The 19,448-nt window shown below is 70.3% G+C and carries 21 protein-coding genes; 10 read left to right on the forward strand and 11 right to left on the reverse strand.

Features of this window, described 5'->3' with window-relative positions:
* Positions 1-43 precede the first annotated feature (43 nt).
* From I4J89_RS27955 to I4J89_RS27975, 5 genes are read left to right on the forward strand one after another with little or no spacing between them, the layout of a single operon-like run.
* Complete coding sequence (locus I4J89_RS27955) at positions 44-676, forward strand: transporter (protein ID WP_196417062.1); 633 nt, start codon at positions 44-46, stop codon at positions 674-676.
* A complete protein-coding gene (locus tag I4J89_RS27960; RefSeq protein WP_196417063.1) occupies positions 673-990 on the forward strand; it encodes a winged helix-turn-helix domain-containing protein in 318 nt (105 codons plus the stop codon). The genes I4J89_RS27955 and I4J89_RS27960 overlap by 4 nt, the downstream gene beginning before the upstream one ends.
* Positions 987-1,865: an ABC transporter ATP-binding protein gene (locus tag I4J89_RS27965; protein WP_196417064.1), complete on the forward strand. Its 879-nt coding sequence runs from the start codon at positions 987-989 to the stop codon at positions 1,863-1,865. Before I4J89_RS27960 ends, I4J89_RS27965 begins: the two co-directional genes overlap by 4 nt.
* A gap of 11 nt (positions 1,866-1,876) precedes the next feature.
* A complete protein-coding gene (locus I4J89_RS27970; RefSeq protein ID WP_196417065.1) occupies positions 1,877-2,617 on the forward strand; it encodes an ABC transporter permease in 741 nt (246 codons plus the stop codon).
* A 52-nt stretch (positions 2,618-2,669) separates the two neighbouring features.
* A complete protein-coding gene (locus I4J89_RS27975; protein WP_196417066.1) occupies positions 2,670-3,431 on the forward strand; it encodes a VOC family protein in 762 nt (253 codons plus the stop codon).
* A gap of 42 nt (positions 3,432-3,473) precedes the next feature.
* Here I4J89_RS27975 and fliQ read toward each other — a convergent pair whose 3' ends face one another.
* The 7 genes from fliQ to mqnE form a co-directional block, all read right to left on the reverse strand.
* The gene (gene fliQ / locus I4J89_RS27980) at positions 3,474-3,743 is read right to left on the reverse strand and encodes a flagellar biosynthesis protein FliQ (RefSeq protein ID WP_196417067.1); all 270 of its coding nucleotides are present in this window, start codon (positions 3,741-3,743) and stop codon (positions 3,474-3,476) included.
* Positions 3,744-3,818: 75 nt separating this feature from the next.
* Complete coding sequence (locus I4J89_RS27985; RefSeq protein WP_196417068.1) at positions 3,819-4,604, reverse strand: ABC transporter ATP-binding protein; 786 nt, start codon at positions 4,602-4,604, stop codon at positions 3,819-3,821.
* Positions 4,601-5,677 (reverse strand): FecCD family ABC transporter permease, encoded by a 1,077-nt coding sequence (locus I4J89_RS27990; protein ID WP_196417069.1) that lies wholly within the window; start codon positions 5,675-5,677, stop codon positions 4,601-4,603. Before I4J89_RS27990 ends, I4J89_RS27985 begins: the two co-directional genes overlap by 4 nt.
* Complete coding sequence (locus tag I4J89_RS27995; RefSeq protein ID WP_196417070.1) at positions 5,674-6,594, reverse strand: ABC transporter substrate-binding protein; 921 nt, start codon at positions 6,592-6,594, stop codon at positions 5,674-5,676. Before I4J89_RS27995 ends, I4J89_RS27990 begins: the two co-directional genes overlap by 4 nt.
* 422 nt (positions 6,595-7,016) lie before the next feature.
* Positions 7,017-7,349, reverse strand: coding sequence for a DUF4229 domain-containing protein (locus I4J89_RS28000; RefSeq protein WP_196417071.1), 333 nt, complete (start codon positions 7,347-7,349; stop codon positions 7,017-7,019).
* Between the two features lie 12 nt (positions 7,350-7,361).
* Positions 7,362-7,790 carry a hypothetical protein gene (locus I4J89_RS28005; RefSeq protein ID WP_196417072.1) on the reverse strand — a complete coding sequence of 143 codons (429 nt, stop codon included), beginning with the start codon at positions 7,788-7,790 and terminating at the stop codon, positions 7,362-7,364.
* Positions 7,791-7,812: 22 nt separating this feature from the next.
* Complete coding sequence (mqnE, locus tag I4J89_RS28010) at positions 7,813-8,982, reverse strand: aminofutalosine synthase MqnE (protein ID WP_196417073.1); 1,170 nt, start codon at positions 8,980-8,982, stop codon at positions 7,813-7,815.
* 208 nt (positions 8,983-9,190) lie between these two features.
* Between mqnE and I4J89_RS28015 the strand changes: the two genes are divergently transcribed.
* From I4J89_RS28015 to I4J89_RS28030, 4 genes are all read left to right on the forward strand, one after another.
* On the forward strand, positions 9,191-10,870 hold the full coding sequence (locus I4J89_RS28015; RefSeq protein WP_196417074.1) for a C40 family peptidase: 1,680 nt from the start codon (positions 9,191-9,193) through the stop codon (positions 10,868-10,870).
* 191 nt (positions 10,871-11,061) lie between these two features.
* Positions 11,062-12,636: a hypothetical protein gene (locus I4J89_RS51290; protein WP_196417075.1), complete on the forward strand. Its 1,575-nt coding sequence runs from the start codon at positions 11,062-11,064 to the stop codon at positions 12,634-12,636.
* A 276-nt stretch (positions 12,637-12,912) separates the two neighbouring features.
* Entirely contained in the window at positions 12,913-14,652 is a 1,740-nt protein-coding gene (locus tag I4J89_RS28025) for a DEAD/DEAH box helicase (RefSeq protein ID WP_230859695.1), read from the forward strand.
* Between the two features lie 189 nt (positions 14,653-14,841).
* On the forward strand, positions 14,842-15,471 hold the full coding sequence (locus I4J89_RS28030; protein WP_196417077.1) for a putative glycolipid-binding domain-containing protein: 630 nt from the start codon (positions 14,842-14,844) through the stop codon (positions 15,469-15,471).
* Here I4J89_RS28030 and I4J89_RS28035 read toward each other — a convergent pair.
* From I4J89_RS28035 to I4J89_RS28045, 3 genes are read right to left on the reverse strand one after another with little or no spacing between them, the layout of a single operon-like run.
* On the reverse strand, positions 15,455-16,762 hold the full coding sequence (locus tag I4J89_RS28035) for a flagellar basal body-associated FliL family protein (protein WP_196417078.1): 1,308 nt from the start codon (positions 16,760-16,762) through the stop codon (positions 15,455-15,457). The genes I4J89_RS28030 and I4J89_RS28035 overlap by 17 nt on opposite strands.
* Before the next feature lie 34 nt (positions 16,763-16,796).
* Positions 16,797-17,888 (reverse strand): L-cysteine desulfhydrase Cds1, encoded by a 1,092-nt coding sequence (gene cds1, locus I4J89_RS28040; protein WP_196417079.1) that lies wholly within the window; start codon positions 17,886-17,888, stop codon positions 16,797-16,799.
* Positions 17,885-18,334, reverse strand: coding sequence for an Lrp/AsnC family transcriptional regulator (locus I4J89_RS28045; protein WP_196417080.1), 450 nt, complete (start codon positions 18,332-18,334; stop codon positions 17,885-17,887). Before I4J89_RS28045 ends, cds1 begins: the two co-directional genes overlap by 4 nt.
* A gap of 213 nt (positions 18,335-18,547) precedes the next feature.
* Here I4J89_RS28045 and I4J89_RS28050 point away from each other — a divergent pair, with 213 nt between their 5' ends.
* Positions 18,548-18,823 (forward strand): BldC family transcriptional regulator, encoded by a 276-nt coding sequence (locus I4J89_RS28050; protein WP_014440318.1) that lies wholly within the window; start codon positions 18,548-18,550, stop codon positions 18,821-18,823.
* Here the strand turns inward: I4J89_RS28050 and I4J89_RS28055 are convergent.
* Positions 18,796-19,443, reverse strand: a complete 648-nt coding sequence (locus I4J89_RS28055; RefSeq protein ID WP_196417081.1) for a UbiX family flavin prenyltransferase — start codon at positions 19,441-19,443, stop codon at positions 18,796-18,798. The genes I4J89_RS28050 and I4J89_RS28055 overlap by 28 nt on opposite strands.
* Between the last annotated feature and the right edge of the window lie 5 nt (positions 19,444-19,448).

Here is a 19,448-nt window from a genome sequence, read left to right on the forward strand (position 1 = left end):
TTATGGCACAAAGTTCTTTGACTTTGCGTTGTAAAGTCGAGCCATGGCATCGATCGACGACGAATCCTCCTTTGAGGATCCCGCCGAGGCGCTGCGCCTGATCGAGCGCGAGCAGGCCAACCTCGAGCGCGAGCTCACTCCCGACCCCCGGTTGATGTACTGGCCGTGGGGCCTCGCCTGGCTGATCGGCTCCGGCCTGCTCTTCCTCCGCTACGGCCCGGACGGCCGGGTCTTCGTCGACATGCCCGGCTGGCTGCCGCTGCTGATCATGTCCAGCCTGATGATCATCGCCGGCATCACCACCGGCATCGTCGGCTCCCGATCGAGCCGGCAGGTCTCCGGTCCGTCGAGCCGGCAGGGCGCCATGTACGGCTTCGCCTGGTCGGTCGGCTTCACGAGCTTCTCCGTGGTCTTCGCCCGGCTCACCCGGGCGATTCCGGACGAGCTGATGGGCATCCTCTGGGGCGGCGGCATGGTCGCCCTGGTCGGCGCGCTGTACATGGCCGGCGCGGCGATCTGGACCGACCGGGACATGTTCGTCCTGGGCGCCTGGATCAGCGGGGTCAACGTCGTCGGTGTCCTTCTCGGACCCGGCTGGCACTCGCTGCTCGTGGCGATCGCCGGGGGCGGCGGGCTGCTGATCGCCGGGCTCGTCGGCTGGTGGCGCCTGCGATGAGCGACGGAACGCTGCCGGACCTCGACCCGGTGATCCACGCCCAGGCCCGCCTCCGTGTGGTCTCCGCTCTCTCCCAGCTGAACGAGTCGGACCGGATCGCCTTTCCGCGGCTCCAGGAGATCCTCCGGATGACCGCCGGAAACCTCTCGGTCCACCTCCGCAAGCTCGAGGACGCCGGATACGTGGAGGTCACCAAGACGCACCGGGGGCGGACCCCGGCCACCCTGGTCCGGCTCACCCGCCGCGGCCGCTTCGCCTTCGAGGAGTACGTCACCGTCCTGCGCAGCCTGCTACCACCGGGGGAGACACCATGATCCAGGCACGTGCCGAGAACGTCAGCCGCCGCTACGGCAAGACGCTCGCTCTCGACGGCGTCGATTTTCAGGTGCGGGCGGGTGAACTGGTCGGCCTGCTCGGGCCGAACGGCGCGGGCAAGAGCACCCTGGTCAACCTGCTGATCGGCATCCGCCGGCCGACCCACGGCAGGGTCGAGCTGTGCGGCGGCGATCCGCGTGATCCGGCCAGCCGGCGCACGCTGGGCGTGACCCCGCAGGAGACCGGCTTACCCGCCTCGCTGCGCGTCGGCGAGGTGATCGATTTCGTACGCGCGCACTACCCGAACCCGCTGACCAGGAACGAGCTGCTCGACCGGTTCGGGCTCACCGACCTGATCCGGCGGCAGACCGGCGGCCTCTCCGGCGGTCAGCGGCGCCGCCTCGCCGTGGCACTGGCCTTCGCCGGCCGGCCGAGCATCGTCTTCCTCGACGAGCCCACCACCGGCCTCGACGTGGAGGCCCGCCGCTCCCTGTGGGACGGGGTGCGCGCCTTCCACGCCGAGGGCGGCACGGTCGTGCTGACCAGCCACTATCTGGAGGAGATCGAGGCGCTGGCCCGGCGGGTGGTGGTGCTTGCCAACGGCCGGGTGCTCGCCGACGACAGCGTGACGGCGGTTCGCGGGCTGGTCGGGATGCGCCGGGTCAGCCTTACCTCACCCGTACCCCTCCCCGATCTTGAAGGTCTGGTGAGTGTGGAGCGTGCGGAGGATCGCCTGCATCTCCTCACGGCCGACGCGGACCGTCTGGTCCGCGCGCTGGTCGCGCACGACGTCCCGTTCCGCGACCTGGAGGTACGCCCCACCTCGCTGGAGGAGGCGTTCCTCGCCCTGACCCACTCCCCGGCCGCGGCCTGATCGGAGTCGTGATGTCATCTCTCGCACTGACCCACGCCAGGTTCCAGATCATCGAGCTGTTCCGGATCCCGATCGCGGTGATCGGCAGCGCGTTCTGGCCGGCCGCTTCGATGCTCGCGTTCGTCGTGCCGTTCGTCGGGGACGAGCCGGTCTACGCCACCTATGCGACCGCGTCGATGGTGACGTTCGCGGTGATGAGCACCAATCTGTTCCAGTACGGCATCGGCGTCTCGGAGGATCGGGCACAACCCTGGGATCCGTTCGTCCGGACCCTGCCCGCCGGTGCCGCGCCCCGTTTCGCGGGCCGGATCCTGACCGGCTTGGCCATGATGGCGGTCGCGCTGACTCCGGTCGTTCTGATCGCCATGTTCTTCACCGCGGCCACCCTGTCCGCGGCCGAGTTCGTCACCGCGGTCGTGGTGACCGCCGCGATCTCGATCCCGTTCATCCTGATGGGCCTCGCCATCGGGTACTCGCTTCCGCAGAAGGCCGCGATCGTGGTGGCCCAGGTGCTGTTCCTGCCGCTCGCCTTCGGCGGCGGGCTGATGTCGCCGCCCGGCGGCGCCCCGGGGTTCGTCGAGGATCTGGCGCCCTACCTGCCGACCGGCGGCGCGGTACGACTGATGTGGGCCGCGGTCGGCGATTACCCGCTGGAGTTCTGGTCGGCGGCGAGTCTGGTCGGGTGGACCGGGCTGTTCGCTGCCCTCGCGGTGTGGGCCTACCGGCGAGATGAGGGTCGCAGGTTCGGCTAGAACAATGACAGTTTCATACGGTGGCAGGCATGTGAATGCAACGATGCGACACATGACCGCTCCGTTGCCCGGCGTGCCGAACTGGGTGGATCTGGCCACCGCCGACCTCGAGGACGCGATCCGTTTCTACACGACCCTCTTCGGCTGGACCGCGGAGATCTCCGGGGACGACTTCGGGGGATACACCACGTTCCTGCTCAACGGGCTGCCGGTCGCCGGGGCGGGGCCGCTGTTCGGCGAGGGGCAGCCGACCGCCTGGAGCACGTACGTCGCCGTCGACGACGCCGACGTGGTGGCCGCCCGGGTCGAGGCCGCGACCGGCAAGGTGCTGGTCCCACCGTTCGACGTGATGGATCAGGGCCGGATGGCGGCGTTCCTGGACCCGGCCGGCGCTCCGTTCAGCGTCTGGGAGGCCGGGATGATGCGCGGCGCCGAGGTCTTCGATCTGCCCGGCGCGCTGACCTGGGCGGAGCTGAACACCCGGGATCTGGAGGGTGCGCAGGCGTTCTACGGCGCGGTGTTCGGCTGGACGTTCCGCCAGACCCAGGTCGGCAGCCTGCCGTACGTGATCTGCGAGCTGAACCGCACCTCGGTGGCCGGCATCCAGTTGATGGTCGGCAGTGCCTGGCCGGACGATCTGCCGCCGCACTGGCTGGTGTATTTCGCGGTCGGTGACTGTGATGTGGCGACGGATCACGCGTACGCGCTGGGCGGCCGGATCGTGCACCCACCGACCACGATCGCGGTGGGTCGTTATGCGGTCCTCGAAGATCCGCAGGGCGGCACGTTCGCCGTCCTCGCCGCCACCCGGTAAACGAAAAGGCCGCCCGATGGGCGGCCTGTTCTTCGCGTCTGCTCAGCTCAGCAGAGCCGGCAGCTTCTCGAACAGCTGCGTCGTGAAGGTCATCATCTCCCGCAGCATCCAGTTGCCGGTCAGCAGGAGCGCCGCACCGATCGCCACCGCCTTCGGGACGAACGACAGCGTCGCCTCCTGGATCTGCGTGACGGACTGGAACAGCGAGATCGCGAAGCCGACCGCCAGCGCGGTCAGCAGCACCGGCGCCGACAACTTCGCCGCGACGCTCATGGCCTGCAGTCCGAGCTCAATCACCATCGTGTCCGTCATGCCCATCACATCGGGAACTTGAGGATTCCGAGGAGTGCGAAACGGGCGCAGTGGAGTTGCCGTCCGGTTGCCGGGTCAGCCGCGGACCGCCACCACGAGCGGGCCGTGATCACCTTCGATCACTCGGACCTTTACCCGGTAGTGCTCGGCCAGGTTGGCCCCGGTGAGGACCTCCGCCGGGGTGCCGGCGGCGACCACCCGGCCGCCGGCGAGCAGGACCATGCGGTCGGCGTACTCGCCCGCGGTGGAGAGGTCGTGCATGGTGGCGAGCACGGTCAGGCCGCGTTCCGCGCGGAGCCGGTCGACCAGCTCCAGGACCTCCTGCTGGTGCCCGATGTCCAGCGCGCTGGTCGGTTCGTCCAGCAGTAGGATGCCCGCGCCCTGGGCGAGCGCGCGGGCCAGGAAGACCCGCTGCCGTTCTCCGCCGGAAAGGGTCTCCAGGCGGCGCCGGGCGAACGGCGTGAGGTCCAGCGCGGCCAGGACCTCGTCGACCACGTCCAGGTCGGCGGCCGACTCACGACCCAGCGGCGGGATGTACGGCGTACGCCCCAGCAGCACATAGTCGAAGACGCGCATCGCGGGCGGGACCACCGGGGATTGCAGCACGGTGGCGATCGCCTTGGCCCGCTCCCGCCGGTGCATCCGGTCCACCGGAGTGCCGTGCAGGCGGATCGCGCCCTTGAAGGGCAGGAGTCCACCGATCGCCCGCAACGCGGTGGACTTGCCCGCGCCGTTCGGGCCGATCACGGTGACCCATTCGCCGTCCGCGACGTCCAGGTCCACGCCGTCGACGATCAGGGTGCCGTCGAGTCGTACCGTCAGATCGTCAACCGCGATGGCGTGCCCGCCGGACGTCGTCATGTCGGCACCGCCCGGCTCGTTCGCATGACCAGGATGAAGAAGGGTGCGCCGAGGAACGCCGTGACCACCCCGATCGGGATCTCCGCGTCCCCGCCGGCGGTTCGCGCCAGCAGGTCGGTCAGCACCAGGAAGGCCGCGCCGAACAGCAGGGACAGCGGGAGCAGCGCGCGGTAACTCGGTCCGGTCAGCAGCCGGATGGTGTGCGGCACGATGATCCCGACGAAGCCGATCAGGCCGGAGACCGAGACCGCGGCCGCGGTGCCCAGCGATGCGGCGACGAGCAGCAGGTATCGGCTCCGCTCCGGGTGCAGGCCCAGGCTGACCGCCTCCGCGTCACCGACCGTCAGCACGTCCAGCTCACGGCGCTGGGTCAGCACGATCGCGGCGGTGATCACCGCGTACGGCAGGATCACCAGCACGTCGTGCCAGCCCGCGGTGGCGAGCCGCCCGAGCAGCCAGGAATACACCTCCCGCAACGACTCCACGTGCCGTTGCAGCAGGTAGGTCTGCCCGGCGGAGAGGAACGCGGACACGGCGACCCCGGCCAGGATCAGCGTGGCCGGTGAGCGGTCCCGCCCGCCGGCCGCGCCGAGCAGCCAGGTCAGCAGCACCGCGCCGATGGCACCGGCGAACGCCGCCACCGGTACGCCGATCGGCAGCTCCGCCGTGGTCCCGGCCCGCAGCACGATCACCACGGTCACACCGAGCCCGGCACCGGCCGCCACGCCGATCAGGTGCGGGTCGGCAAGCGGGTTGCGGAACGCGCCCTGGTACGCGGCGCCGGCGAGGGCCAGCATCGACCCGACCAGGAGACCCAGCACGACCCGGGGCAGCCGGAGCTGGAGCAGGATCGCGGCCTCGCGCTCGGTGAGGCCGCTGTCCAGGCGTACCCCCGGAAGGAGGTTGAGGATCTCCACCGCGACGCCGGCGGGCGGCAGCGAGACCGAGCCGAAGGCGAGGCCGGCGATCGTCGCGACCAGCACCGCCAGCACGCCTGCGGCAAGCCAGGCCGGGCGCAGCCGAGCGGGCGTCGGTCTCGATCTGCTCTCCGCCGCGCCGCGGCGGAGAATCATGCTGGGATCCCGCTCACCGCGTCGGCGACGGCCTGCACGAGATCGACGGTACGCGGACCCCAGCGCGACGCGATGTCGTCATCGAGCGGGTAGATCTGCCCCTTCTGCACCGCAGTCACGGCCGCCCATCCGCTCCGCGCCTTGACCGTCGCGGCGGACTGCTGGCAGCACTTGCTGTCGGCCAGGAACACCGTGTCCGGGTTCGCCTTGATCAGCGCCTCCTGCGACATCTGCGGATATCCACCGAGGGCGCCGTCCGGGTCGGCACTGTCCGCCACGTTGGTCATGCCGAAGAGCGAGAACACCGAGCCGATGTAGGTCTTCGAGGTGGCCGTGTAGAGGTCCGGGCTGAGCTCGTGGAAGTAGCTGAGCGGCTTGCTCCGGGCCGGCACCGACTTGACGATCCCGTCGATCTTCGCGGCCATCTCCGCGTTGACCTTCTCCGCCTCCGCCTGGTGACCGGTCAGCATGCCGATCTCGCGGATCTCCTTGTAGGTGTCGTCGAGCTTGGCCGCGGCCGGCGCCAGAAAGACCGGGATCTTCAGCTGGGTGAGCTGGGCAACGATGTTGTCGGTGTCGTTGGTGAGCAACACCAGGTCCGGGTCCTTGGCGGCGATCGCCTCGGCGTTCGGCTTGAACCCGGACAGCTCGGTCTTCGGCGCGTCGGCCGGGTAGTTCGACTGATCGTCGACCGCCGTGACCTGCGGTCCGGCGCCGACGGCGTAGAGGATCTCGGTGGTGGTCGGGCTGAGCGAGACGATTTTCTCGGGCCGGGCGTCGAGGGTCACGGTTCCCACCGTGACCGGGTACGCGCCAGCGGCGCTCGACGAACCGGTAGTGGGTTCCTCGCTGTCACCGGCGCAACCACCGAGCAGCAGTGCGGTGGTCGCCACCGCGGCGATGAGCAGACGTTTCACAGTTCCTCCTGTCGGCCGGGCTTGTGGTGCTTCGCCGACAGGGGCCACTGCGGCCGCCGCCCGCGAGGCGCCCCTCCCCGAGAGCGCTTTATCGCGACCGACGCCCAGGCGACCTGGCTAGACCTCACGAACGGAGGGATCACAGTTGCGGGACAGCTCCGGTTTCACACCGGCTTCGCTGCGGCGCGGTCCCTGAAACGCTAACCCACCGCCCCTGCCCCGGCTCAGCCGAGTAGCACGATTCGCCCCTCCACCACATCCAGGCGAAAGGTGCCACAATGCCGGAACTCCTGCGCCGCGTCCCGGTTGTCACCGTGCACGTAGATCGCACCCACCGCCACCGCGGCCGCCCACGCAGACCGCAGCCGCCGCCACCGTGACCGGCCCACCGCGGAGGGCGGCGTCCGGCGCTTCGCCGGGGGCTAAGCGCGGCCCTCCACGGTCCGGTCGGTCGTCGTGGGCAGATCGGGGGCGTCCGCCGCCGCCACGCGGTCGCCGGCGGCAGCCGCGTTCTCGTCGCCGGCGAGCGCCGAACGCAGCCGCTCCTTCTCCGCCACCCGCCGGGCCGCGATCGATCCGAGCTGCTCGGCCATGTCGTCGCGCCACTTGCGCAGCAGCAGGAACGACAGGGCGGCCGACGCCACGAACGCGACCATCAGCTTGACCAGCGGGTTGAGCGGGACGGGCAGGAGCGCGGTGAAGGAGGCCGCGAACAGGCCGAGCCGGCCGAGCGTGTACTTGACGGCGGGACTCATGATTTCTCTCCCTCAACCGGCCCGGTGACTGAGCCACCGGAGGCCGTAGAACCAGACCAGGCAATAAACGACCGTACCGGTAGCGGCACCGGCCGCGCCGCTGACCAGCGCCGGCACGAATCCGGCGATGAGACCGGCGGCCGTCATCCCGGCCGCGACGCCGAACCCGGCGGCCAGACCGGCCACCAGCACGCGGTGTGCGCCGAAGCCCTCTGCCCGGAACTCCTCGGTGAAGAGCCAGACCGGGAGGATCAGCGCCAACCAGCCGTTCGTGTCGCCGAACGTGCCGAGCCCGGTCAGCGACATCACCGCCTCGAAGATCAGCAGGATGGCGAGGCCGGCGGCCAGACCGGCGAACGCGGAACCCAGCAGGTCGCCGATGGTCGCCAGCCGCCCACCGGCATCCCGCCGCAGACCGCGGATCTTCCGCTGCTCAGTCACCACGTCACCCACCCGCCGCCGCTCAGGCCCAGACCCGCTGCGGTTCGCTGCGCCGCTCGGCCAGCGAGGGGGCCGACTCGTACTCTCGGACGACCTCGTAACGCGTGTTGCGCTCGACCGGCTGGAAACCGGCGTCCCAGATCAGGTGCAGCAGATCGTCGCGGTGCATGGTGTTCGGCGTCCCGTACGAGTCGGCGTCGTGGGTGATCTTGTATTCCACCACCGAGCCGTCCAGGTCGTCGGCGCCGAAGTTGAGCGAGAGCTGGGCGACCGACAGGCCGTGCATGACCCAAAAGCACTTGACGTGCGGCACGTTGTCGAACATCAGGCGCGAGACGGCGAAGGTCTTGAGCGACTCGGCCGGCGCGGCCATCGTGGTGCGCGCCTGGATCCGGTTACGGATCTTGCCGTCCTGCGAGTCGACGAAGTCGTGCTGATAGCGCAACGGGATGAAGACCACGAAGCCACCGGTCTCGTCCTGCAGCTCACGCAGACGCATGACGTGGTCGACCCGGTGCCGGGGCTCCTCGATATGCCCGTACAGCATGGTGGCCGGCGTCTTCATGCCCCGCTCGTGGGCCAGCCGGTGGATCCGCGACCAGTCCTCCCAGTGGCAGTTGTGGTCGACGATGTGCTGCCGGACCTCCCAGTCGAAGATCTCGGCACCGCCACCGGTAAGTGACTCCAGACCGGCGTCCATCAGCTCGTCCAGGATCTCGCCGGCGGAGCGGCCGCTGATCTTCTCGAACCACTGCACCTCGGTGGCGGTGAAGCACTTGAGCTTGACGTTCGGCAGGGCGCCCTTCAGCTCGCGCAGCACCTTGGGGTAATAGCGCCAGGGCAGGCTGGGGTGCAGGCCGTTGACGATGTGCAACTCGGTGAGCTGCTCGTCCTCCATCTCCTTGGCCTTACGAACGGCCTCGTCGATGCGCATCGTGTACGCGTCCTTCTCCCCCGGCTTGCGCTGAAAGGAGCAGTACGCACAACTGGCGGAACAGACGTTCGTCAGGTTGAGGTGCCGGTTGACGTTGAACATCACCCGCTCACCGTTCATCTCGGTGCGCTTGTGGTGGGCCAGCCGGCCGAGCCAGGCCAGATCGTCCGACTCGTAGAGCGCGATGCCGTCCGCCCGGGTCAGCCGCTCACCGGCGTAGACCTTCGCCTCGAGCTCACGCTTCAGCCCGGAATCCATCTGCGCCCCTCTCGTCACCTCGCCGTCGAGAGTACGGCCCGGGTCTGACATCGGACACGCGGCGGGCACCGTGGCGATCGGCGTACCCGGTAGCCGAAAAATTCTCAGCGTCCTTTCACCTTCATTCGATCGACACCGGTACTCCGCGTGGGGTATTAACCCTTTAGGAACGACTAGCGACGGTCCGACCGACGCGGACGGGGAGCTCATGTCCAAGGCACTGAGGTACGGGTCACCGAACCCCACGCGCCTGGCACGAACCTGGTTGCGTCCGTTCACCATGTCCGCGGCCACCGCCGTCGCGCTCGCCGCGCTGCTCCAGCCGATCCCGGCGATGGCCAACCCGGCGGCTCCGCCGGTCTCCACCACGCCTTCGGTTCCCGACGCGGGCGCCCGCCCGGTGCAGACCGGCACCCTCGTTCTCCCCGGCACGCCGGTCCGGCCCACCACGACCACCCCGTCGGTGACCACACCCGGCGCCATCGTGAGCCCGATCGTCCAGCAGATCGAGAAGGGCCGCGCCGAGATTTCCGCGCTCGGTGACCAGCTGATCAGGATCGGTCAGGAGCGCGACCTCGCGCAGACCCAGTCCACCACCGCCGCGCAGCAGATCGCCCAGGCGGAGGAGGCGATCCGCCTGGCCAAGGAGGATGTGGCAGCCGCCGCTGACGCCGCCGTCCGGCAGGCGGCCGCACTGCCGCCCGGCGCACTCGACTCCGACTCGGGCCTGCTCGACCTCGACGCGCTCTCCCGGTTGCAGCGTGGCGACGTCCCGCCGGACGAGGGCGCCGCGCGCCGGCTGCGGGCGGCGGAGAGCAACCTCCAGCTCGCCCGCGCCGAACAGGCCACCGCCGGCCAGCGGTACACGACGCTGGCCGCCCAGTGGACGCAGGCCAACACCCAGCTCGCCCAGAAGCAGGCGGCACAGCAGAAACTCGAGCAGAAGAACGCCGCCGAGCTGAGCGCCGCCGAGAGCAGCGAGACCGCGGCCGATCAGCAGCTCGGCGCGGAGTACCTGGCCGGAGCGGAGGACGGCCGGAGCGCCGACCCGCGGGCCATCCGGGCGCTCGAGTTCGCCCTGGCTCAGCGCGGCGATCCGTACATGTGGTCCGAGGAGGGCCCGGATCGGTTCGACTGTTCCGGTCTGATGTACGCGGCCTACCGCTCGGTCGGGTTCCCGCTGGTCCGGGTGTCCCGCGACCAGTACTACCAGACTCGTAACAAGGTGGTGGACCGCTACTCGCTGCTCCCCGGCGACCTGCTCTTCTTCAGCTCGACGAACAGCTGGACCGGGATTCACCACGTCGCGATGTACGCGGGCAACGGCATGATGGTCGAGGCCCCGCGGACCGGTTTGAACGTCCGGCTCGTGCCGGTTCGCTGGACGCGGCTGTTCCAATCCACCCGCATCTTCGGCTCGGTCGAGGGCGAGGGGGAGATCCCGGATCTCGGCACCCCCGATCCGGAGGAGCCGGGCGGCGTCAACCCGGCGCCCAGCCGGACCACGCCCACGCCGCCGACCCCGAGCCGCACCCCGACGCGGTCGAAGCCGCCGACGTCACCGACCTCGCCGACCAGCCCCACCTCGCCCAGCTCGCCGCCGGTGTCGGCGTCGCCGTCCTCGCCGAGCCAGAACCCGAGTTCGTCGCCGTCCGCACCCAGGCCTTCGGCGTCGTCAGCGTCGCCGGCGTCCTCGCCGAGCCCGACCCCCGAGCCCGGGGCGTCGTCGGACCGGCCGACCACCAGCCCGAGCGCTGCGGCGACCTCCCGGTCGCCGAGCGGCACGACCTCCTCGGCGAACGCCGCGGAGTCGTCGGCGGCCTCGTCCGCGGCGGCTTCCGCCGCGTCGAAGTCGCCCTCGCCGTCCGCTTCGTCCAGCGCCAAGTAGCCGGACAGTTAGTCCGGATATCGAGTAGAACGCCGCCCGGGAAAATCATCCGAAACGGCCACATGTGCCTCGGACATCGGCAGGTCGCGAGGTGAGCCCCGGGCCGGGTGTGTTCACACCGGCTGATGTGGCACGGTTAAGGTCAGCGACCGGCGTCCGAACCGTCGGCAGCGGTGGTCGGGAGGATCCACATGGACGAGCAGCAGGCGACCCGGGACGGCGATACCGGTACGCCGCCCGCCGCGCGGCCGCCCGCGAACGACGGCGAGGGCTACACCCCACCTCCACCCCCCGCCCCGGGCGCGCTCTGGGCCGCTACCTCCGACGCTTCCGCCAAGTCATCCGACGACGACAGCTCGAGCGCTGAACCGCCGAACGGCAAGGCGACGACCTCCAGCGCGCCGGTCTCGGCGGCACCCAGCGCGGGCAAGGCCGCGGTACCGGCATCGAGCCGGGCCACAGCTCCGGCATCGGCTCCAGCAGAGACTCCGAAGGCGGGCTACGCGGGTTCGGCCCGGCCGATCTCCGCCGCGCCCGGCGCGGGTGCGGCTCGCGCCGCGGTGCCCGGTGCCCTGCACCCCTCCGGCGACGTGCACGCTGCCGCCGGCCGGCCAACCGTCTACGGCGCCCCGCACCAGACCCCCGACTCAGCGGAACCGCACCGGCCATCCGGCGCAGCGGAACCGCACCAGATCGCCGATCCCGCCGAGCCCGCGCCGGAGAAGCCCGCACCCGCCGAGCCGGAGCCGAGCGAGCCGGAACCCGACAAGCCGGAGCCCGCCGAGCCTCAGCCCGACAAGCCCGAGCCCACCGAGCCCGAGCCGCACCCGGCGCCACCCCGCCCGGTCCCGTCGAAGCCCGGCGAGCCAAAACCAGGCGAGCGACCGGAGCCCGGACCCCCCGAGCCGATCAAACCGCCACCCTTCCCGGAGCCGCCCGGCCCGTTCCCGACGCCCGCTCCCGAGCCGGCGCCCTCCCCGGTGCCGCCGGACCCCGGCCCCAGCCCGATACCGCCCGGCCCCGGTCCCAGCCCGATACCGCCCGCTCCGGTTCCACCCAGCCCCGTGCCGCCGACCCCGGTCCCACCCAGCCCGGTGCCACCCGGCCCCGGACCCGACCCGAGCCCCGTTCCGCCCGGTCCGGTACCCCCAGGCCCCGGGCCGAGCCCGGTGCCACCCGGCCCCGGCCCGGATCCGGTGCCGCCCGGCCCTGGACCAAGCCCGGTCCCGCCCGGCCCCGGACCGAGCCCGGTGCCGGGTCCGGTGCCGCCGATCGTCCCGCCGCCCCCGGTCATCGGGAGCGGGCTGCCCGCCTATACGCTGCCGCCAAGCACCGGCCCGGCCGGTCTGCCTCCGACGACGTACGGCAAGGCGAACCCGGAGAACATCGACATGACGCAGCCGGTACGCAATGGCCCCCCGACCCCGCACGGCGCGCCGGCCTGGGGCTCGCCGACCACCCCGGTGGATCCGGTGTCCGGTGGGGTGCCGCAGCAGCGTGGGCAGGGCACCGTCTACAGCACCGGCGGGTACCCGGCGATCGACATGACGATGCCGGTCTCCGACCCGCTGGAGAACTCCGGCTCGCTGACCGGCCACATCCTGGCCCAGGGCTGGTACGACGCTCCGGTCGAGCAGCGTCGCAGCAACTTCAAGGTGGTCGTGGCCATGTTGGCCGTCCTCGGCCTGCTGGTTACGGTGAGCCTCGTGTTCGTGTTCACAGCGGGTGACGCTTTCACCGACATGATTAAGAACATGACCAACTGACGGGCCTCCGTCACCCGTTCGGTGACCAGCGGGGTTTGCTGCGACAGGCGGCACGACCTAAGCTGGCGAGGTTGTGCTCCGGGGTGAGCCTGCCCACTACCCGACGGGAATGCGGTCGGCGGTGGAGGCGTTGCCCCGTACACTGATGGTAGTTATTGACGCGGCGTGCCAACCCGGTGCACGCCACGGGCGTTCTTGCGGGCATTTCAGCGAGCGGTTGCTTTCGACAGCCGCGGCGGGCCATTCGCGAGCATGCGCCCCCGTAGAGAGGTTCTCTTGACCACTTTCGCTGATCCCAGCACGTTCCCGTCCGTACACGAGATCCCCGTTACTGAAATCCCGGAGCCGGAGACCGCCCCCGCCGCGCCCGCCGCCCCGGTGACCAGCTTCTCCGATCTGGGCCTGCCCGCCGAGATCGTCCGAGTCCTCACCCGTGAGGGCATCACCACCCCGTTCGAGATTCAGGCCGCGACCGTTCCGGACGCGCTGGCCGGTCGTGACGTGCTCGGCCGTGGCCAGACCGGCTCCGGGAAGACGCTCGCCTTCGGCCTGCCGGTGCTGGCTCGTACGGCGCAGAGCGGCAAGGCCCGCCCGCACTACCCCAAGGCCCTGATCCTGGTTCCGACGCGCGAGCTGGCGATGCAGGTCGCCGACGCGCTGATGCCGATCGGCCGTTCGGTGGGCGTCTTCCTGAAGACCGCCGTCGGCGGCGTTCCGTATGACCGGCAGATGGACGCTCTGCGCCGCGGCGTCGAAGTGATCGTCGCCACCCCGGGACGGCTCGGCGACCTGATCGAGCGGGGCGCCTGCAAGCTCGACGACGTCGAGGTCACCGTGCTCGACGAAGCCGACCAGATGGCCGACATGGGCTTCCTCCCGGAGGTCACCGACCTGCTGGCCAAGACCCCGGAGAACGCGCAGCGGCTGCTCTTCTCGGCCACTCTGGACGGTGACGTCGACACCCTGGTCCGGCGCTTCATGCACGACCCGGTGACGCACTCCACCGCCCCGGCGGAGGCCAGCGTCTCCACCATGGATCACCACCTGCTGCTGATCCCGCCGGCGGAGAAGTTCCCGATCACCTCGTGGATCGCCAACCGGGAGGGCAAGACCATCGTCTTCGCCCGCACCCAGATGGGCGTGGACCGGCTGGCCGAGCAGCTCGCGGCGGTCGGCGTGCGCGCCGGTGCGCTGCACGGCGGCAAGACCCAGCGGGTGCGCACGCGCACGCTTGCGGAGTTCAAGGAAGGCCGGACGAACGTCCTGGTGGCGACCGACGTCGCCGCTCGGGGCATCCACGTCGACGGCATCTCCATGGTCGTGCACGTCGACCCGCCGAAGGACCCGAAGGACTACCTGCACCGGGCCGGGCGTACGGCTCGGGCCGGCGAGTCCGGCGCGGTCGTCACGCTGGTGCTCCCGAAGCAGCGTCGCAGCACGCAGGCCATGATGGCCAAGGCCGGAGTCGCTCCGGGCGAGGTCCGGGTGCGCATCGGCGACGACAAGCTGGCCGACATCACCGGCGCCCGCGAGCCGAGCGGCATTCCGGTTGTGGAAGAGCCGGAGCCGCGCCGTGAGCGGGGCGACCGTCCGCGCCGGTTCGGTGACCGCCCGCGCGGCGGGTTCGGCGACCGGCCGCAGCGTTCCTACGGCGACCGTGGCGGGGACCGCAACGGCGGCGAGCGCAACTTCGGCGACCGGCCGCGGCGGCCGTACGGCGACCGGCCGGCGGGTGACCGTGAGCGGTCCGGCGGCACCGGCGGTACCGGCGGCGACCGTCAGTTCGGGGATCGCCAGTTCGGCGACCGTCCGCGTGGGGACCGGAACTTCGGCGACCGCCCGGTGCGCACCGAGCGGACCGGTGGCGACCGTCACTTCGGTGACCGGCCGTTCGGGGACCGCCCGGCGCGTACTGGTGACCGTCCGACCGGCCAGCGCCGGGAGGGCTTCCGCACCGATCGCCGGGAGGGCCCGTCCGGCCGTTTCGGCACGGCTCGCCCGGCCCGCAGTCACTGATTGATCTGATCGAAGGCCCGGCACGCATCGCGTGCCGGGCCTTCGGCGTTGTTGGGCCGGAGCCCGGCGGTCGCGCTGGGGCCTGGATTGGCTCCTGGATCGCGTCGTAGCAGGGGACTGTGCGGAACGCGTACCTCGAAGGGTTTGCAGAAAAGCGCAAGAAACCGCCGAAGCAGGTAGGTTACCGGCATGCCGCTACCCACAGCGTTGTTCTGGGAGCGCCGCGACGTTGCCGGCGCCGAGCATGCGTTGCTCGAGGCACGCACCGGGCTGTACGCGCACGGCACCGCGCTGGCCGCCGCCCCGGTGCCGTATGCGTGCCATTACGAGCTACAGACCGACCCAGGCTGGCTGACTACCCGGCTGGACGTCCGCACCGAGGGTGCCGGCTGGAGCCGGAGTGTGCGGCTGGAGCTGGCCGCCGGGCGCTGGCGGGTCACCGCCACCGAGTCGGGCGATCTCGACGCGGCGCTGGTCGCGGCCGGGCATGCCCGCGCCGGGCTGCCCGGCAGTGAGGATCCCGATCTGCTCTACGGTGCGTTCGACGCTGATCTGGGCGGCTCGCCGCTGACGAACAGCCTGCCGATCCGCCGGCTGGACCTGCTGAAGGCGGAGACCGGTGTCGCGCACCGGCTCAGCGTCGCGTGGGTGCTGGTGCCGAGCCTGGAGGTGGTGCAGGCGGACCAGATCTACACGCCGCTCGGCGGCAACCGGGTCCGGTTCGCGAGCGAGACCTTCAGTGCGGACCTGGTCTGTGACGACGACGGTTTCCTGGTCGACTACCCGGGGCTGGCGCAGCGGGTCACACCCGGCTCTTGATCCAGCTCAGGCAGGCCTTGTCGACGGTCTTGAAGGGCTGACCGAACGCTTCCGGGGCGGCCTCGGCCGGTTTGCGCCCCTTCCGCAGGACCAGGTCGGCGAACCGCATGAGCTTCGGCTCGCCGTACTTGGTGGCCATGCACGCGCTCGCGTAGTGCCCCATCGCGTAGAGGGTGGAGACGGTCAGATCGTCGGCCTCGTTGGTCAGCGACTTCACCGCGATCGACTTGGGTGCGCCGCGCTTCTGGAAGGCCTCGGCCAGCGCGTACCGGCTGTAGGTGTTCTGCGGCTTCTTCGGGTAGGCGCCGATGTATTCGGCGATGCCCTCGACCAGCCACTGGTCGTCGTCGGTGTCCCGGGTGCTGAGCCCGGCGAGGGTGACGACGTGCGCGAGCTCGTGCTGAATGATGAGCGACATGTCCTGTTCCTGGAGAACCTTGCGGGTCCGCAGGACGATGTCGGTGCCGGCGGAGTTGAGCGGGAGGGCGTAGCCGATCGCCCACGGCTTGTCGTTGCCGCCGTACCAGGACTTCCAGGACTTGTCGTCGGCCAGATAGATCCGGTACCGGGCGGCCTGCTTGTTGCCGACCAGGACGGCGTACCGGTCGGTGACGAGCGCCGCCTTCTCCGCGACCTTGAGGATCTTCTTGAGGTGCTTCTTCTGGCTGCCGGGGCCGGCCACGATCACTCGCTTTCCGGTGGCGAAGCTGAGCGCCTGTCCCTCCCAGGGCGGGGCGGAGAGGGCGCCCTGGTTCTTGGTCGTCTCCAGCCCGGTGATGACGTAACGGTCGCCGCGCTGCGTGAACGTCACGTCCTGGTAGAGCTTCGGCGGGCCGGACGAGTACGTGTTGCGCCACTGCGGGCAAGCCGCGCCCTGGAAGCAGTAGCTGAGGGTGGCGCTGACGATGGCCGCGGCCTTCTTCGACACCGGACCGGGCCGGCCGTGGTACTCGACCTGACCGATACCGATCCCCCGGAGGTTGCGGAACGTCGTCCGGTACCGGGCGACCAGCTTCGGCTGCTTCGCGTCGACCGGAGCGAGAAAGGCCTTCTCGTCGCCGTCGCTCAGGGCCGCCGCCTGGGCTTCCAGCACGTCGAGACCGCGCTCGAAGGGGGTCGGTGCCCGGGACGGCTTGGGGGTCGGCACTGCGGCGGCCGGTTCGTCGGCCTCGGGCCAGAGGACTGCGGCCGCGCCGCCACCGGCCAGAACCACGAACGCGACGAGGATCGCGATCAGCGACTTCCGCTTCCGCTCCGGGGAAGGGGGAACCGGAGGTGAACGATCTTCCACGACCGTGGATCTAATCACGGTCCGTCGATAGCTGCTATCCCGTCCAGTTCCCGTCGGCCAGGAAGCGGCCGACCACGGTCGCGTACGGGCTCAGGTCCAGCCGCTGCGCGGCGACCCACTCGTCGGAGTAGTAGGTGTCGGCGTACCGCTCGCCGCCGTCACAGATCAACGTGACCACGGACCCGGTCCGCCCGGCCGCGAGCATCTCGGCGATCAGCCGGAACGCGCCCCACAGGTTGGTGCCGGTCGAGCCACCGAGCCGGCGGCCCAGCACCGCGGAGCCGGCCCGCATCGCCGCCAGCGACGCGGCATCCGGTACGTGCACCATCCGGTCCACGACGGCGGGCTGGAAGGACGCCTCCACCCGGGGCCGCCCGATGCCCTCGATCCGCGATCCGCGGCCGGTCACGACGTTCCAGTCGCCGGTGACATAAGCCTGCCAGAAGGCTGATCCCTCGGGGTCGACAACGCAGAGCTTCGTCGGGAATCGGCGGTAGCGGGCGTACCGGCCGATGGTCGCGCTGGTGCCACCGGTGCCGGCGCCGACCACGATCCACGCCGGTACGGGGTGCCGCTCCAACGCCAGCTGGCTGTAGATCGACTCCGCGATATTGTTGTTGCCCCGCCAGTCGGTGGCCCGTTCGGCGTGCGTGAACTGGTCCATGAAGTGCCCGCCCAGCTCGGCCGTGAGCCGCCGGGCCTCGGCCACCACCGCGGTGGGGTCGGGCACCAGATGGCACTTGCCGCCCTGGAACTCGATCAGCGAGATCTTCTCCGGGGAGGTGGCGGCCGGCATCACCGCGATGAACGGCAGACCGAGCATTCGCGCGAAATATGCTTCGCTCACCGCGGTCGATCCGGACGAGGCTTCCACGATCGTCGTATCCGGGCCGATCCAGCCATTGCAGAGGGCATACAGGAAAAGCGAACGTGCCAGACGGTGCTTGAGTGAACCAGTGGGGTGCGACGACTCGTCCTTGAGGTAGAGATCGATTCCCCAGGAGGCCGGCAGCGGGAACGGCAGCAGGTGGGTGTCGGCGGACCGATTGGCGTCCGCCTCGACCAGTCCGATCGCGTCCCGGGTCCAGTCGCGGACGGCATCGTCGCAGCGGTCGAGGGACGTCATCCGAGACCTGGCTGGGGCCGGTGTTCCCACTTGGTGGACAGCGCGATAGCGGTCCGGGTCGATGCGACGCCCGGCGTCCGATTGATCCGCACGATCAGCTGCTCCAGCTCGGCGATCGTGCCCACCCGCACGATGAGCTGGTAAGACTCCACTCCCGCCATGAAATAGCAGCTCTCCACCTCGGGCATCGCGCGCACCGCGGCGAGCACGTCGTCGGTGTCCGCACCGGAGTCCTCGATGATGCCGATCAGCGCGGTGACGCCGAGCCCAATCGCCTCATGGTCGATGTCGGCCCGATAGCCACGGATCGTTCCGGCGGTCTCGAGCTTACCCACACGCTCGTGCACGGCGGGTGCGGAGAGCCCGACCTTGCGGGCGAGTTCGGCGTACGACGAGCGGGCGTTCTCTCGTAGCAGGTCGATCAGCCGGAGGTCGATGGAGTCCATGGTTGAAACCCTAATCGGGTGGCGCTCCAGCCTTCACGCCCGGTAGCGGTGAATGGGCGGCAGGATAATGACCACTGTCGCAATCGGGGCTTTTTCCGCATTTCACGGACTTGGTTCAGGGGCGGTGCTCTAATGGCTTTACGTCCAGATCGAGCACGCCGACACTCACCGTGACCACCGGCCGCTCCAGATACCAAACCGGAGGAGGGGGTTGTGGACACTGGAGATCGTCTGCTGACACCGGGTGAGGTGGCCGCGTTATTCCGCGTCGACCCCAAGACGGTAACGCGTTGGGCTGCGGCCGGACGCATCGGCAGCATCCGTACTCCCGGTGGACACCGCCGATTCCGCGAGTCCGAAGTCCGCGCTCTGCTTGAGGGCGACGGCGTGATCGAGGAAATGCGCGAGGACGACGCCGCCAACAAGCCGCGTAACAACGGCCCCACTAACCCGGGCGCGGGCTACGGCCCGCCCAACGGGTTGCGCTGAGCACGTCCCTCACCCAATTCGCCGGTCCATTTCCGGAAGAGCGAGTGGGGTACGCCCAAAGCGTCCAGCACCTTGCCGGCCACGAAGTCGATCAGTTGTTGTGCCGTCGCGTCCGCCCCGGATCCATAGAACCCGGGACTGGCCGGCAGCACCACCGCCCCGGCGTCGTGCAGGGCGATCAGGTGCTCCAGGTGACTACGGGTAACCGGCGTCTCTCGCGGAACGATGACTGTCCGTCGCCGTTCCTTGAGATTCACCTCGGCCGCGCGTTGTAGCAGGTCCTTGGACAAGCCGATGGCGATGCCCGCACAGGCGGCCGTGCTGGCCGGCACCACGACCATCCCGCGCGCCGGGTACGAGCCACTGCTCGGCCCGGCGGCCAGGTCCCCGGTCGGCCAGTAGGCCAGATCGCCGAGATCCCGGCCGAGCCAGGCCGCCAGATCGTCCTTCCAGTGCGCGTCGCGGATCGTCGCGCCGGTCTCGTCCAGCAGGGTGAGCCGGGCGGCCCGGGAGACGACCAGGTCGACGGACTCACCGGCGTCCAGCAGAGCGGTCAGCACCGCCTTGGCGTACGGGGTGCCGGAGGCTCCGGAGATGCCGACGATCCACGGTTCACGCATGCCTA

The organism is Actinoplanes aureus, assembly GCF_015704865.1.
In the GTDB taxonomy this organism is placed as follows: domain Bacteria; phylum Actinomycetota; class Actinomycetes; order Mycobacteriales; family Micromonosporaceae; genus Actinoplanes; species Actinoplanes aureus.

Coding starts and splice junctions, on each gene's coding strand:
- I4J89_RS27955 (WP_196417062.1), top strand. CDS start 44: ATGGCATCGATCGACGACGAATCCTCCTTTGAGGATCCCGCCGAGGCG.
- I4J89_RS28055 (WP_196417081.1), bottom strand. CDS start 19,443: ATGCGTGAACCGTGGATCGTCGGCATCTCCGGAGCCTCCGGCACCCCG.
- I4J89_RS28030 (WP_196417077.1), top strand. CDS start 14,842: ATGCCGCTACCCACAGCGTTGTTCTGGGAGCGCCGCGACGTTGCCGGC.
- I4J89_RS27975 (WP_196417066.1), top strand. CDS start 2,670: ATGACCGCTCCGTTGCCCGGCGTGCCGAACTGGGTGGATCTGGCCACC.
- I4J89_RS27990 (WP_196417069.1), bottom strand. CDS start 5,677: ATGATTCTCCGCCGCGGCGCGGCGGAGAGCAGATCGAGACCGACGCCC.
- I4J89_RS28045 (WP_196417080.1), bottom strand. CDS start 18,334: ATGGACTCCATCGACCTCCGGCTGATCGACCTGCTACGAGAGAACGCC.
- I4J89_RS27985 (WP_196417068.1), bottom strand. CDS start 4,604: ATGACGACGTCCGGCGGGCACGCCATCGCGGTTGACGATCTGACGGTA.
- I4J89_RS28015 (WP_196417074.1), top strand. CDS start 9,191: ATGTCCAAGGCACTGAGGTACGGGTCACCGAACCCCACGCGCCTGGCA.
- I4J89_RS27970 (WP_196417065.1), top strand. CDS start 1,877: ATGTCATCTCTCGCACTGACCCACGCCAGGTTCCAGATCATCGAGCTG.
- I4J89_RS51290 (WP_196417075.1), top strand. CDS start 11,062: ATGGACGAGCAGCAGGCGACCCGGGACGGCGATACCGGTACGCCGCCC.
- cds1 (WP_196417079.1), bottom strand. CDS start 17,888: ATGACGTCCCTCGACCGCTGCGACGATGCCGTCCGCGACTGGACCCGG.
- fliQ (WP_196417067.1), bottom strand. CDS start 3,743: ATGACGGACACGATGGTGATTGAGCTCGGACTGCAGGCCATGAGCGTC.
- I4J89_RS27965 (WP_196417064.1), top strand. CDS start 987: ATGATCCAGGCACGTGCCGAGAACGTCAGCCGCCGCTACGGCAAGACG.
- I4J89_RS27960 (WP_196417063.1), top strand. CDS start 673: ATGAGCGACGGAACGCTGCCGGACCTCGACCCGGTGATCCACGCCCAG.
- mqnE (WP_196417073.1), bottom strand. CDS start 8,982: ATGGATTCCGGGCTGAAGCGTGAGCTCGAGGCGAAGGTCTACGCCGGT.
- I4J89_RS28000 (WP_196417071.1), bottom strand. CDS start 7,349: ATGAGTCCCGCCGTCAAGTACACGCTCGGCCGGCTCGGCCTGTTCGCG.